Annotated in this window: 19 protein-coding genes and 1 tRNA gene; 13 read left to right on the forward strand and 7 right to left on the reverse strand. The window is 38.9% G+C overall.

Translation table 11 applies throughout. From position 1 onward, the window contains the following. Positions 1-3 precede the first annotated feature (3 nt). The 7 genes from LZD48_RS03195 to LZD48_RS03225 all read left to right on the forward strand — a co-directional run bounded on the left by LZD48_RS03195 (position 4) and on the right by LZD48_RS03225 (position 6991). Complete coding sequence (locus tag LZD48_RS03195) at positions 4-531, forward strand: acyltransferase (RefSeq protein WP_235761291.1); 528 nt, start codon at positions 4-6, stop codon at positions 529-531. A gap of 348 nt (positions 532-879) precedes the next feature. Continuing rightward, positions 880-1884 (forward strand): tetratricopeptide repeat protein, encoded by a 1005-nt coding sequence (locus LZD48_RS03200; RefSeq protein ID WP_235761292.1) that lies wholly within the window; start codon positions 880-882, stop codon positions 1882-1884. A gap of 66 nt (positions 1885-1950) precedes the next feature. Further along, positions 1951-2904: a thioredoxin-disulfide reductase gene (gene trxB / locus LZD48_RS03205; RefSeq protein WP_235761293.1), complete on the forward strand. Its 954-nt coding sequence runs from the start codon at positions 1951-1953 to the stop codon at positions 2902-2904. Between the two features lie 771 nt (positions 2905-3675). After that, on the forward strand, positions 3676-4572 hold the full coding sequence (gene rapZ, locus LZD48_RS03210; protein WP_438822740.1) for an RNase adapter RapZ: 897 nt from the start codon (positions 3676-3678) through the stop codon (positions 4570-4572). Between the two features lie 3 nt (positions 4573-4575). Continuing rightward, positions 4576-5529: a gluconeogenesis morphogenetic factor MgfK gene (gene mgfK / locus LZD48_RS03215; protein ID WP_235761294.1), complete on the forward strand. Its 954-nt coding sequence runs from the start codon at positions 4576-4578 to the stop codon at positions 5527-5529. Positions 5530-5570: 41 nt separating this feature from the next. Then, positions 5571-6521 (forward strand): DNA-binding protein WhiA, encoded by a 951-nt coding sequence (gene whiA / locus LZD48_RS03220; RefSeq protein ID WP_235761295.1) that lies wholly within the window; start codon positions 5571-5573, stop codon positions 6519-6521. A 212-nt stretch (positions 6522-6733) separates the two neighbouring features. Further along, a complete protein-coding gene (locus LZD48_RS03225; RefSeq protein ID WP_235761296.1) occupies positions 6734-6991 on the forward strand; it encodes an HPr family phosphocarrier protein in 258 nt (85 codons plus the stop codon). A gap of 255 nt (positions 6992-7246) precedes the next feature. Here LZD48_RS03225 and clpP read toward each other — a convergent pair whose 3' ends face one another. Then, on the reverse strand, positions 7247-7840 hold the full coding sequence (gene clpP / locus LZD48_RS03230; RefSeq protein WP_235761297.1) for an ATP-dependent Clp endopeptidase proteolytic subunit ClpP: 594 nt from the start codon (positions 7838-7840) through the stop codon (positions 7247-7249). A gap of 245 nt (positions 7841-8085) precedes the next feature. Between clpP and LZD48_RS03235 the strand changes: the two genes are divergently transcribed. Beyond that, a tRNA-Arg gene (locus LZD48_RS03235) sits at positions 8086-8161 on the forward strand. A 102-nt stretch (positions 8162-8263) separates the two neighbouring features. Here the strand turns inward: LZD48_RS03235 and LZD48_RS03240 are convergent. The 6 genes from LZD48_RS03240 to LZD48_RS03265 all read right to left on the reverse strand — a co-directional run bounded on the left by LZD48_RS03240 (position 8264) and on the right by LZD48_RS03265 (position 11767). Then, positions 8264-9427: a site-specific integrase gene (locus tag LZD48_RS03240; protein WP_235761298.1), complete on the reverse strand. Its 1164-nt coding sequence runs from the start codon at positions 9425-9427 to the stop codon at positions 8264-8266. Further along, on the reverse strand, positions 9408-9851 hold the full coding sequence (locus LZD48_RS03245) for an ImmA/IrrE family metallo-endopeptidase (RefSeq protein WP_235761299.1): 444 nt from the start codon (positions 9849-9851) through the stop codon (positions 9408-9410). Before LZD48_RS03245 ends, LZD48_RS03240 begins: the two co-directional genes overlap by 20 nt. Positions 9852-9937: 86 nt before the next feature. Next, positions 9938-10348, reverse strand: a complete 411-nt coding sequence (locus LZD48_RS03250) for a hypothetical protein (protein ID WP_235761300.1) — start codon at positions 10346-10348, stop codon at positions 9938-9940. Further along, positions 10341-10754 (reverse strand): hypothetical protein, encoded by a 414-nt coding sequence (locus LZD48_RS03255; RefSeq protein WP_235761301.1) that lies wholly within the window; start codon positions 10752-10754, stop codon positions 10341-10343. The genes LZD48_RS03250 and LZD48_RS03255 overlap by 8 nt, the downstream gene beginning before the upstream one ends. A gap of 82 nt (positions 10755-10836) precedes the next feature. Next, on the reverse strand, positions 10837-11313 hold the full coding sequence (locus tag LZD48_RS03260) for a hypothetical protein (protein WP_235761302.1): 477 nt from the start codon (positions 11311-11313) through the stop codon (positions 10837-10839). A gap of 1 nt (position 11314) precedes the next feature. Further along, positions 11315-11767, reverse strand: coding sequence for a helix-turn-helix domain-containing protein (locus LZD48_RS03265; protein ID WP_235761303.1), 453 nt, complete (start codon positions 11765-11767; stop codon positions 11315-11317). Positions 11768-11921: 154 nt separating this feature from the next. Here LZD48_RS03265 and LZD48_RS03270 point away from each other — a divergent pair, with 154 nt between their 5' ends. The 5 genes from LZD48_RS03270 (at position 11922) to LZD48_RS03290 (ending at position 13786) form a co-directional block, all read left to right on the forward strand. Beyond that, positions 11922-12155, forward strand: coding sequence for a helix-turn-helix transcriptional regulator (locus tag LZD48_RS03270; RefSeq protein WP_235761304.1), 234 nt, complete (start codon positions 11922-11924; stop codon positions 12153-12155). Next, a complete protein-coding gene (locus LZD48_RS03275) occupies positions 12155-12871 on the forward strand; it encodes an ORF6C domain-containing protein (protein WP_235761305.1) in 717 nt (238 codons plus the stop codon). Before LZD48_RS03270 ends, LZD48_RS03275 begins: the two co-directional genes overlap by 1 nt. Continuing rightward, the gene (locus tag LZD48_RS03280; protein WP_235761306.1) at positions 12872-13156 is read left to right on the forward strand and encodes a helix-turn-helix domain-containing protein; all 285 of its coding nucleotides are present in this window, start codon (positions 12872-12874) and stop codon (positions 13154-13156) included. A 109-nt stretch (positions 13157-13265) separates the two neighbouring features. Continuing rightward, entirely contained in the window at positions 13266-13538 is a 273-nt protein-coding gene (locus LZD48_RS03285) for a helix-turn-helix domain-containing protein (protein WP_235761307.1), read from the forward strand. Next, positions 13535-13786 (forward strand): hypothetical protein, encoded by a 252-nt coding sequence (locus LZD48_RS03290; RefSeq protein WP_235761308.1) that lies wholly within the window; start codon positions 13535-13537, stop codon positions 13784-13786. Before LZD48_RS03285 ends, LZD48_RS03290 begins: the two co-directional genes overlap by 4 nt. Positions 13787-13988 lie beyond the last annotated feature (202 nt).

The following is a 13988-nucleotide window of genomic DNA, read 5'->3' on the forward strand; positions in this document are numbered from 1 at the left end:
ACAATGCGTAATACGAAGCGTTTTCCTGTGAAAGATTCCAATTCCCTTTGGCAGATTTATAAGACAGTCCCGTTTCTTAAAGTCGCCAAGAATTTTATCGTTATTCAGCTTGCCCGTTATACTCCATTTCTTGCAATGAAAAATTGGCTCTATCGCACTTTTTTACGGATGAAAGTTGGAGAAGAAACTGCATTTGCCCTAATGGTAATGCCAGATATTATGTACCCGGAAAAAATTCAAGTAGGCAGGAATAGTATTATCGGCTATAATACTACAATTCTTGCTCATGAATATTTGATTAATGAATATCGACTTGGGGAAGTAGTCATAGGAGATGAAGTGCTGATTGGCGCCAATACAACCATTCTTCCTGGCATTACAATCGGTGATGGCGCTACTGTATCAGCTGGAACACTCGTACATAAAAATGTTCCAGCAGGCGCATTCGTCGGCGGGAACCCGATGCGAATCATTTATACAAAAGAAGAAATGGATGAACGGCAAAGGCAAGAAACCTTTCCATCTGAATAAGGTGTTCATAATGGAGGAAGTAAGTCACCATCCGTCTTATGAAGTTTTAAGTGGGAATTTGACGGATGGTTACACCGGATTAACTATTTAAGCGGAACATGTAACGTGTTCCGTTTTTTTAATGAGTTAGCATAGGGAGCGTTCCAATGAATCCGTTGCTGAAAATATACAGGACACAGAGAAGCGAAGAATAAATGCCGGGATTTTAGCAGAACTTATATATGGAATGTGAAGCAGCGCATGATTGGATGCTGCAATTGTCTTCCTGTAATCTGCTTTGTTTCTAGGTTCGTCAATGGGTGAAAATATGTTATACTAAGACCATATGTCAATTTTAGGAGCAGGTTAATGAATAAACAGCGTAAAAAAGCAAATAAGCTTCTTCCGTTTATTCCGGATGCAGAATTTTATTTCTCTAAAGGAGTTAAAGCATTCCAGAAGCAGAAATTTGATCAATCGATAAAATGGTTAACAAAAGCAATCGATTTGGATTCAACAAATCCTTTATATAATTGCCAGCTTTCCGTCGTGTATACCGAAATCGGAAAGTATCATCGAGCAAACCAATTATTAAATAGCGTACTGCAGCATGATGATTATGTAGATTGTTATTATTTACTTGCGAATAACTATGCACATCTGGGGCTTCTCAATGATTCCATGAAATATGCGCAAACCTATTTGGAGAAAGAACCCGACGGCGAGTTCGGTGAAGAAGCGAAGATGTTGATGGAACTTATCGAATTCGAACTTGAGGATGAAGAAATGGATGACTGGTTATTGGAAGAGGAAGATGATTTACTGAAGTATCAGGAAACGGTCTTCTATATGCTGGAAAATGAGGAATGGAAGAAAGCAATTCCGCTCATCCATGAGATGCTCCTTCTATTTCCAGATCACCTCAGTGTCAGGCATGATTATGCCCAAGCCTTGTTTTATACAGGAAACGAGAAGAAGGCGATTGAACTGGAGCAAAAGTATTTAAAAGAAATGGATCACTCTTTGCATAGCATGATGAACCTTGCCCTCTTCTATTACGAGACAGAGGAGTACGACGCTTATGATACAATCATGAGTGAATTGATCCATGTCTATCCACTCCACGGGGATCAGCAGATTAAGCTGGCAGTGATAATGGCAAAAACAGGGAAATACGAAACAGCTTACCAACGATTCAATAAGATAAGACGAAGCATGGCACGTGGACATTTATCCTTTTATAAATGGTTCAGCATTACTTGCTACCATCTAGGGAAAAAAGAGATTGCTTTTGAATTATGGGAGGATGGCTGTATGAAACACCGGGCCCTACGTGATCATGTAGCACCTTGGCAAGAGTCTCTGAGCAGATAGATAGACGGAAAACCGCAGATTGTTATAAACTCAACATAAGAACAATGATAAAAAGAGGCGATAAACATGGCTGAAGAAATTTTATATGATGTGATCATTGCAGGAGCAGGTCCTGCTGGTATGACAGCAGCTGTCTATGCATCACGAGCAAATTTAAAAACATTGATGATGGAACGTGGAATTCCCGGAGGTCAAGTAGCGAACACGGAAGATGTGGAAAACTACCCAGGATATGACCATATCCTTGGACCAGACCTATCCAATAAAATGTTTGAACATGCAAAGAAATTCGGAGCCGAATATGCATACGGTGATATTAAAGACGTTGTTGACCACGGCAACTATAAAACCGTTATTGCAGGTAATAAAGAATATAATACCAAATCATTAATCATCACAACAGGTGCAGAACATAAGAAATTAGGCATTCCAGGCGAAGAGGAATTAGCTGGACGCGGCGTTTCATACTGTGCGGTATGTGACGGTGCTTTCTTTAAAGAAAGGCATCTCGTCGTTGTAGGTGGGGGAGACTCGGCAGTTGAGGAAGGCATATACCTCACACGATTTGCGAGCAAAGTAACCATTATTCACCGTCGTGATGAGCTACGAGCACAGAAGATACTTCAAGAACGGGCATTCAATAATGAAAAAATTGAATTTATCTGGGATACGGCCGTTAATGAAATTAATGGAGAAAATGGTAAGGTAGCAAGCGTAACATTAGAAAATAGGAATACAGGTGAGAAGTCCGACTTCCAGGCAGATGGTGTATTTATCTATATTGGAACCGAACCTTTAAGTGAGCCATTCCAATCTCTTGGAATCACCGATGACGAAGGGTATATTCCAACGGATCAAAATATGGCGACGAAGATTCCAGGAGTATTTGCAGCAGGGGATATTCGCGACAAGAAATTACGACAAATTGTGACAGCAACAGGAGACGGCAGTATCGCTGCTGAAGAGGCAATCAGCTATGTGGAAAACTTGCCTGAAGTTATCGATACGACCCAATCGTAAAGAAAGTTAATGAAACGTCATTACTTCTTAACGCTCCTGTAACCCGTATGCAACAATAATTGGGTACACTATAAATAACTAATTGACCCCCTTTTAATAGATAAATTAGTTTCTGTGCACAGGTTGCTACACCTGTGCACTTTTTTGCGAACTCCCACCTAAATTGTTGTCACCTGTCGAATCATAAATGACCCGCTCTCCCTTTCATACAGCGTGAGTGATTTGGCTCTTTCACTCATTCAGTGCTTCAATCGCCGTTCAGTTGCCCGGGGGACGGATGCTTTCCACGGGCACGGCCTCAGCCTCCTCGGAAGAAAACCGCTTCCTGCTCAGGTCTGGACACGTGCTTTTCCCGTAGGAGTCACCGTCCCCCCGGGCAACTGAACTGGTTAGATGGCTCTTTTAAATAGAAATTATTCGGCCACGATAAGGAGTATACTTTTTTAGAACATTAAACAGTGATTCCAATTTGGCCTTTCCTGGTAGCAGTCCAGACACCTCGAGACTCCTGCGGGAGGATAGGCCTGGCGAGACCCCGCAGCGCGATAGCGCGAGGAGGCTTGCCAGCCGCTCAGCAGGTGCGAGAGGTGTCTGGACTGCGGACCTCCAGAAGTGAGTTTCGGACACTCACGCTGTATGAAAGTAATCAACTGTTTCGGGTTGCGAAAGTTAAATAATAATGAAATATAGTTTAAATCCGTCGATGAATAGCATATGATAGATATAAGAACAAGAAGCGATAATAGTTCCTCTAAAGGAGTGCGATAGGAAATGGCAGAGATGGAAAAAGGATTCGATAAAGGAACGCGATTAGTAATTATTACAGGAATGTCAGGAGCAGGAAAAACGGTAGCCGTACAAAGCTTTGAAGATTTAGGATATTATTGTGTAGATAACTTACCACCAACCCTACTGCCTAAATTCTTGGAGTTGATGAAGGACTCTACGAACAACATTACAAAAGTGGCTCTTGTCATGGACTTGCGCGGCAGGGAATTTTTCGATTCTTTATTCGAAGCATTGGACTCACTCAGCGAAGAAAACTGGATAAAGGAACATATTCTCTTCTTAGATGCAAAAGACACAGCACTGGTGAGCCGCTATAAAGAAACAAGACGCTCCCATCCATTAGCTGCCCACGGTCTGCCGCTTACAGGCATTAAGCAGGAAAGAGAAATATTGGATGAATTAAGGGGCCGGGCGCAGCGCATAATCGATACGACTGATTTGAAACCGCGCGAGCTTCGCGATAAAATTTTAAAAATATATTCCGAAGAGCATCAGGAAATTTTCTCCATCAACATGGTTTCATTCGGCTTTAAGTACGGAATTCCAATTGATGCAGATTTAGTCTTTGATGTCCGCTTTCTGCCGAACCCTCATTACGTAGGTCATCTTCAACCCCTAACAGGTCTGAATCAAGAAGTGTCTTCTTATGTCTTTAAATGGTCGGATACGCAGAAATTTATTGATAAAGTACTTGACTTATTAGAGTTCATGCTTCCGCAGTATAAGAAAGAAGGAAAATCCCAGCTTGTCATCGCTATTGGATGCACGGGGGGACAACACCGATCTGTTGCACTTGCTGAACACTTCGCTAAGGAATTATCAAAAGACTATATTACTCATATCAGCCATCGCGATATTGATAAGAGAAAGGGAAGTTAAGGCATGAATGAAGAGAAACAACCAAGAGTCGTTGTTGTCGGAGGGGGAACGGGGATGCCTGTTCTTCTTCGTGGTTTAAAGAATTTACCGATTGACCTGATTGCAATTGTTACGGTAGCGGATGATGGTGGAAGCACTGGAAGATTACGGAATGAGATGGCAATTCCGGCGCCTGGAGATATACGGAATGTAATTGCTGCGCTTTCTGATGCAGAGCCGATGCTTGTCGAACTGTTTCAGCACCGGTTTGAGGTAGGGAATGGGTTGTCCGGTCATTCGTTAGGTAATCTGCTGCTCGCTGCGATGACTTCTGTAACAGGGGATTTTTACGATGGAATAAAAGAAATTTCCCGTGTCTTAAACGTAAAAGGAACCATCTATCCCATTTCCACAGAAAATCTGTCACTTCATGCTAAAATGAAAGATGGGACAATTATTTCCGGGGAATCCAATATTCCGTTATCGGATAAAGGAATTGACCATGTCTTCTTAAGTCCGGAACCTGTGAAACCGTTCAGTCATGCGGTTCAGGCAATTATTGAGGCAGATCTTGTCATCATTGGTCCTGGCAGTCTCTACACGAGTATTATGCCTAATTTGATTGTACCAAGTGTACAGGATGCATTGGAACAGACAGAAGCTAAAATTGTTTACATCTGTAATTTGATGACCCAAGCAGGCGAAACGACAGGATATATGGCATCCGATCATGTGGAAGCAATTAACCGTCATATCGGGCAAGGGATTGTTCAGTCAATCGTTGTACATAATGAACCGATTAAAGGGACAATCAGAGAGAAATATGCGGAAGAGAATGCTGAACCCGTTATTTATGATATTGATAAATTGCTTGCATTAGGTCTTGAAATTATTGAAGGGGATATTATTAACAAAGAACATCCAGCCCTTCGTCATGATACGGATAAGATTGCAAAGCTGTTATATTCCTTATTATAATTACATGAGGGAAGGAATCGAAGGTAAAGGAGGAGAACACGATGTCCTTTGCTTCAGAAATAAAGAAAGAATTAACGACAATAGAATCAGATGAGGCAGAAAAGAAAGCTGAACTTGCAGCATTAATCCGTATGAACGGGGTTATTTCCGTATCAAGGCAGCGTTATTCCCTTGATATACAAACAGAAAATGCAGCAATTGCCCGTAGAATTTATACATTGATAAAAAGTAATTACGATGTGTCGATTGAAGTTCTTGTTCGAAAAAAAATGAAATTGAAAAAGAATAATATTTATATTGTTAGACTGAAGGAACAAGTACGAAACGTTTTACAAGATTTAGAAATTATGCAGCCACCACACCAGATAATCCGGACAATTTCTTCGGAAGTATTTAATGATGATGCCAACAAGCGGGCTTATTTACGCGGTGCATTTCTTGCAGGCGGATCGGTGAACAATCCGGAGACCTCTTCTTATCATTTGGAAATTTACAACTTCCACGAAGAGCATAACGATTCTCTAAGTAAATTATTAAATACATTTGATTTAAAATCCAAGACACTTGAAAGAAGGCATGGTTACATCGTTTATATTAAAGAGGCGGAAAAGATTACAGAATTCCTGAGTATCATCGGTGCGCATAATGCATTATTTAAATTTGAGGACGTGCGAATCGTTCGCGATATGCGTAATTCTGTCAATCGTCTCGTTAATTGTGAAACGGCTAATTTGAACAAAACAATCGGTGCTGCATTCCGGCAGATTGAGAATATTAAGCTTATTGAACAGACGGTCGGCTTAGATCAACTGCCGGAGAAGCTTCAAGAAATTGCTGTTCTACGAAGGGAACATGAAGATGTTTCACTAAAAGAACTTGGTGAATTAGTGGGGAGCGGAAAGATATCCAAATCAGGTGTTAACCACCGGCTGAAGAAGATAGACGAGTTTGCAGAAAAAATTCGTCAAGGTGAAGTTTTTGTGAAGAAATAAAAGAATGTTCTCTTTCCCCGTATTTCATGATATAATACTGATAATTAAAAAATTTGGATCGGGGATGTTGCAGCATTCCCGATTAGGATATGAAGGAATAAAATGCTACGAATCGATGAAAATTGCATAATATTTTTACTCCTATAGTAAAGATAATTATGATGTAAAACGAAATGGTAGCGTTTTCTAAACTTCAAGGAGGATGAGTTGAGTTGGTAGAGAATTTAGTGAAGATTGGTTTGGATTCAGGTCTGCAGGCTAGACCTGCTGCACTATTTGTGCAAGAAGCGAATCGTTACTCTTCGCATTTATTTTTAGAAAAAGACGGAAAAAAGGTGAACGCAAAAAGTATTATGGGGCTTATGAGCCTGGCCATTGCAAGCGGAGAAGAAGTAAAAATTATTGCGGATGGTCCAGATGAAGAAGTCGCCCTAAACCACCTAATTTCTTTTGTCACAGATAAAGAATAAACGAAGGCGGAAGCGCCCGTTTAGCAACGTACAAACTGGAGCACTCTGGAATGAGATAAAGGAAACACGGCGAACGTAGAGAGCCGATGTTGACTTATCGATTGGAGGAGTGTGAAGTTTGATAGTTGCTGGGCGCTGGAGCCGGACATGGCTATTGCTAGCAGCTATAGTTATACACTGCTTTTTATACTATAAGTTTGCTATGAAAAAACTCCCTTTCAATCCATCGTTGAAAGGGAGTTTTTTTAGCGTTAATTAGATATCTTCTGGTTTACGCTCCAAGATTTGGTCGATTAGACCATATTCTACAGAACGGTTTGCATTCATGAAGTTGTCTCGTTCTGTATCGCGTTCAATTACTTCTAGTGGCTGGCCTGTTTTCTCAGCAAGGATCTCGTTCATTCGTCTCTTAATTTCAATGATTCGTTTTGCATGGATTTCAATATCCGTTGCTTGACCTTGTGCACCACCAAGTGGTTGGTGAATCATAATTTCACTGTTCGGCAGGGCATAACGTTTACCTTTTTCGCCTGCAGCGAGGAGAAATGCTCCCATGGAAGCTGCCATCCCGATACAAATCGTTGATACATCTGATTTAATGAAGTTCATTGTATCATAGATTGCCATTCCGGCTGTAATGGAGCCTCCCGGAGAGTTGATATAAAGAGAGATATCTTTACCAGGATCCTCCGCCTCAAGGAAAAGCAGCTGTGCGACGATAGAGTTTGCTACATTATCATCAATACCACTTCCTAGCAGAATGATACGGTCTTTTAATAACCGTGAGTAAATATCATAAGCACGTTCTCCACGGTTCGTTTGTTCAATAACTGTAGGTACTAAATTCATTTACATATCCTCCTTATTTTCATTGTTAACTATTAGTTTATCTTGTTGGCTTTCTTTTTTCATCATATACCATTGGTCAAAAAAGGTCAAACAAAAGGCTGTGTCTAAATAAAAAGCAGACTAAATGTTAGCTTACCCGTTTATTTATCTTTATAAACAAACGGTAAAATAAGTATACATGTAAAAAAGCTTGAAAGTCTACTAAAAAAACGTTATAATAATCTTTGTGTTCGAAAATAAGTAATGCGCCCATAGCTCAGCCGGATAGAGCACTGGTTTCCGGTACCAGGTTTGTCGGGGGTTCGAATCCTCCTGGGCGCGCTTATAAAGTCAGTATTGACAAGGGGTTGAAGCTACTTTCATCCCTTGTCTTTTTTCTTTTCTTCTAACAATCTTCTAACCTTCGGGTTCCGAAATAATTTTTTAGTCATTATTTCGGGCAATCGGAACAAGATTTTCCGGCTCCGTATTTTTCTTTCCGTATAGTGATTGTTGAATACTTGTTGCAGCTATTTCTTGGATGCCAGGAATGATATGTGAATACGTATCTAATGTTGTTTGAATAGATCGGTGACCTAATCTTTCTTGAACGACTTTCGGGTGCACGCCATTTTGTAATAATAGAGTGGCATGAGTATGTCTTAATCCATGGAAGCTGATTTTCTTCACTCCACTTTTTTCGATTGTCCGATTAAAGACGGTTCGTAGATAGGTTGGTTTAATACTGTCCCCAGTCGACGTTGCACATACTAAATCTAAATCAATGTAATCTGAACCGATTTTCATTTTATCTTTCGTCTGTTGTCGCTGATGAGCCCGTAGAAGCTCAATGGTATCATCATCAATATCAATTGTCCTGTAGCTTGTACTCGTCTTTAATTGAGGGGATATGGTCCATTTACCCTCATCATCTTTTTTCAACTGATTAAAGACGGATATTTTTTTGTTCTCAAGATCAACATGAGACCACTTCAACCCTAGAATTTCCCCACGTCGCATTCCAGTAGCTAAAGCTAAAATAATTGGCATGGCATGATTCTTACTTTTCAAGCTGCCCATAAATTTATTAACTTCTTCATGGGTCCAATATTCAATTTGTTTTTTGTTTACTTTAGGGGCTTCGATATCCTCCATAATCACTTCTTTGATGCCGTAGCGTTTACCACTTTTTAAAGCAGAAGATAAGATGCGGTATACATGTTTTTTGCTACGCTGAGATAAATCTTTATCATGCACTTCATCCATAAAGGATTCAACATGATACGGCTCTAATTTGCTTATTTTAAGGTGTCCTAAGCCCGGAATGATGTGAGTACGCATATACGATTCATAATGTTCATAGGTGCCCGGCTGGACGTTTCTTTTCTTACGAGAGAGCCATTGGTTGAAGTATTCCTCTAAAGTCATATTCTCCGGTTCTTTGTAGCCTTTTTCTAATTCATTTAAAATTCGAGGTAAATCTTTTTCTGCATCTTTCTTTCTGGAGTAACCAGAAAACCATTTTTGTTTACGTTTATTCCGGTGATCCCTCCCTAAATCCACAACTACATAATACCTGTCACCTTTTTTAGCAACGTGACCACGCAAGTAACATCTTCCTCTCATACATTTCTATTCTTCGTAGTGCAAATCCTTCTTCTACATTAAAATTTTCCATTATTTCATAGTGATTCACCTCCTTAAATTGTTCAAGCATGAATGTTGGTACACAGAAATGATAAGCAAAATAATTTGCTTGATACTCCTGTAAGTCGATGAATAGGGGATGCATCAATAATTGCGTTCCTGCATGTCTGAGATAGTGACACAACTCATGGCCAAACAATTGCCATTCCTGCTGTTCAGTCCCCGGTTGCAGAATAATTTCATTACCAAAACGATAAGACTTTCTCCTATACACGACTTCTAATTTGAGTTTTGAAGCCACATTTTCAATTGTAAGGTCAGGAGGACTGTGGACTTTAATGGTGCTTAAAAGTTCTCTGATATAATCCTCTAGGTGCGTGTACATATTAACCCCCCTATAAGAATGTATGTTCTATCCAGGTATAAAAGATTAGGTGTACATTTATTTGCACACCTACTATCTAGCATTATTTAAAACACAAAGCCGAGTAATCCCACAATTACCGCAGACATAGCGATAACAGTGGTTATATAGAATCTTTTATCTTCTTTTCGATTTTTTTCAATTTCCTCTTTTAATCCAACAATTTTTTCACCAATTACTTTTTCTGTTTTAGTTTGCATATGATCCATTTTCTCTGTCAAAACCTTTTGTTGGAATTCCATTTTTTGGTCTAAAGATTTACCGAGATAATCGATTTTGTTATCAATATATTCCTTTGTGTGAACATCCATAACATTCACCTCGCTAGTTTTATGGGTAGTTTCATCTTGTATTTTATCATTGTTCTCTACGTAATACCCATTCTTATGTAAATCGATCTCATCAGAACTCAACTTCGATATAAATCCACCTGTTATTTCGTATTCCATATTATTCATCTGTATCACCACTTGCGACTTTGTTTACATAAAAAAATGTGGATTTTTCTTCGTGTAAATTGGTAATTTGAAATCTTACGTGGTGAACACCTTCTTCACGGAAGACGATGTCATCAACGTTTATATGTATACTAAAATGAATTGATTTATCTTTTCCTTTCGGATCAGCTGTGATTTCGAAGATTTGGCCATCAATTTTTTCACCTGTTGGATTGTAGAAAAAATAAGCAAAATCATATGAAACTCCAGGTTTTAGGTTAAATAGGCCTACAGTAACGGTAAAGGAATCTTGATAGGGGAACTTATCTACCTCTATATTTGAGAATGGCTCTACTAAAACGGTTTCTTTATCATCTTTACTTTTCATAACCGATTTTGAAAGGACTAAATTACCTATTTTAGGCATGTTTTCAACTCCTTTATAAGGTTACTCTCTAATTCACTAAAAGGTGTACATTTATTTGCACACCTTATTAAAATGAACGGTATTATTTTTTCTCTACTGTTATAGACATAGAAGCAGATGTAACGTTAATAACTGATATTCTTATGCTGTGTTCTCCGTCTTCGTAATCATGGAAACTCTCATTAAAGGCAGTTTGCATGCCGTCCTCTAATTTGTCGATATCTAACCCTAATGTGTCGGCTAAGGTTAAAACAGCGTTATATCCTTTTCCGGTCTTATCAATAGAATTTGTATCAGATTTAACGTTAATATAGTATCCTTTAACGTTATTACCATCATATAGGGCTTCTATTGTGTGCTCCTTGGAGTTGAATAATTCTCTCCACTTTTCGCCGTCTTCTTCTTCTATTTCGCCAAATTCATCTGGAACTAATTCTGTTGCATCATATTTTCTTGCGCTTTGATTATAATCTTCTGCAAAACTATCTAGTTCTTTTGCATTCACCCCACAACCAATCAAAAATATAGGAATCAAAAGAACGAATATTAGTTTTTTCACTTTACTCCCCCTTGTCTTTTTGACTCTTCTTAAACTTAATATAATCATACACATCTTGCATATCGTCTGCTGTAAAACTGGCTAGGTCTTTAAACATTAGATCGGCATCAGGGAATTCTTTTATGATTTTATTAATAATATTTGCCTTCCTTTTTTCATCTTCATCATCATCACTTTCTTCTATATAAGGAAAAAAGGAGTCTAAGCCATATGAATGATCCTCAGCTACATAACCAGCAAGTAGGTAAAGTTTATTTTTATCTAAACTTAGCGCATTGGCTATCATTGAAACGGTAGATTTTGAAGGTGAATGCTCCCCACGCTCAATTTTGCTCAAGTGAGAAAAACTAACCCCCGTCAAATTAGAGAATTCCCTAAGGTTCATATTTTTCTCTTCAGTTCTATATGCTTTTAAAAATTCACCGAATTTATTATCATTTTTCTTTTCACTCATCGTTATCACCACACCCATTCACCTCCATTGTAGCGCAATACGACACAAAAATAAATAATTTCAAAACAAGTGTTGACAAGTGACACAAAGTGATTTATATTAGTGTTAAGACACAACACAACACATTAAAGATTATGTAAAAGGAGGTCACGATATGACAGTACTTCACAACAGGATTAAGCAGCTAAGAAAAGAAAGAGATGTCAACCAGCAGAAACTCGCCGATTACCTAGGTATTGAGAGAACCTCGTTATCTAAGATTGAGAACATGGAATATAACCCAAGCGCTAAAACCATTCTTAAAGTTTGTGAGTTCTTCGATTTGTCGATAGGTGATATTTTTTTTAACAAGTCTGTGTCAATTAATGACACGAAGGAGGTTGTCTAATGAATCAATTAAAAGTAGTTTCTTTAAACGGAAAATTAGTTACTGACAGTCGTGAGGTCGCAAAAATGATAGGTAGACCGCACAACGAATTAATGAAATCCATTAGAACTTATATTGAATATTTAGGTGAGGGGAATTTTCCCCACGCTGATTTCTTCATCGAATCCGAATATTTGGATGTTCAAAACAAAAAGAGACCTTGCTTTCAGATAACTAAAAAAGGTTGCGAAATGGTAGCAAACAAACTCACAGGTGAAAAAGGCGTATTATTCACAGCTGCATATGTGACTAAGTTTAACGAAATGGAACAACAACCAAGAGTCCTAACAGACAAAGAGCAATTAAAAGCTTCCATGAGACTATCGTTAGAAGCATCCGAAACACTAGAACAGCACGATGAACGAATTACCAACCTAGAAGAAACGATGCGCATCGATGGCGCACAAGAACACACATTAAACAAAAAAGGTAGACAAGTTGTTGTCGAATCTCTAGGCGGCAAATCTTCACCTGCATATAAAAACATGGCATTCAAAGTCTTTTCGGCTTTTTGGCGAGATTTTAAAAATCATTTCGAAATCCCAAGATACGGCGATCTGCCTAAAAAGAAATATGAAGAAGGCTTGCGTTTCATCGGTATGTGGCAACCTTCAACGAGTCTAAAGATTGAAATCGACAATGCTAACCGCCAGCAAACTATCCAGGAGGTGATCTAAATGTCCATGGAAGAATCCATCCGTCAAATCATTCGCGAAGAAAACGAAAGACACTTACAGGACATTGAAAAATTACTAGAATCTCACGGGTACCGCAAAACACCTAGATTCTTAAAAGTACCAGAGGCAGCCGAAATTCTAAGGATAGGTAAAACAGCAACTTATGAACTATGCCAGCAATCAGAGCACAACGGATTCCCTTGTGTACGTGATGGTCACAAAATCAGAATACCGTACAATGCTCTGATGAACTGGATAGATCAGCAAACAAATCAAGCAATCTAGCAAAACAACCAACTGAGGGGGTTGGTACTTACATTATAAGTCAGTCAGCAAGAACAATCTGTTCCCTTCAAGAACTGTTCGTATGGCGAACAAGGAAGGAGGTGCAAATGTGGACTTTGGAGAAGTCTTACGAAAAATGCGTATAACTGCTGGGCTTAGCCAAGAGGCGATAGCGTTAAAGCTTAACATGTCCAGAAGTAACGTAGCCAAACTAGAAACAGACAGGGTTGAACTTAAAGCGGCAGACCTAATCAAGTGGTGCCGCATCACCAACAACCCAGATGTCTTGATGGCTTTATATGCAGGAGTTGAAGTAATCAATCAGTTACAGCCAGTCGCTTCATTAATAACAGGATTAATCACACTAGGAGGGATTTTGTGAACTTCGAGGAGCACTTCTTGCAAAAAGATGTACCAGCTGCAAAGTTAGCATTCTACAACATCATTACAAGCTTAAAACTAATTGATTCTTATGAAAAGAAGAATGACATAGCTAACGTAAAACGAATTTCTGACAATCTCTTAAATGCACTATCAGACATAAACGATCTAGCTGTCAGAAAAGGGGATTCAGAGCAATTGTACTTACATCATCTATTAAATCAACCGCAAAGGTGGTACCCGGTTTGAATGAAAGATTTCACGCCATAAAAATATGGGTTGGATGGATTGGGACACTAGCATTTTTGTATTATGCATTAATCACATTTTAGGAGGGATTAGGTTGAAAATTAAAGCGAGCGAATGGTTAGCAATGAGACCAGCTGAACGTTACTTAGAGATACATCGAGCTTATGTAAGGACACAAATTAAAAATCAAAAGGAAGCTAGT

It is taken from the genome of Oceanobacillus alkalisoli (genome assembly GCF_021556485.1).
Lineage (GTDB): Bacteria > Bacillota > Bacilli > Bacillales > Amphibacillaceae > Oceanobacillus > Oceanobacillus alkalisoli.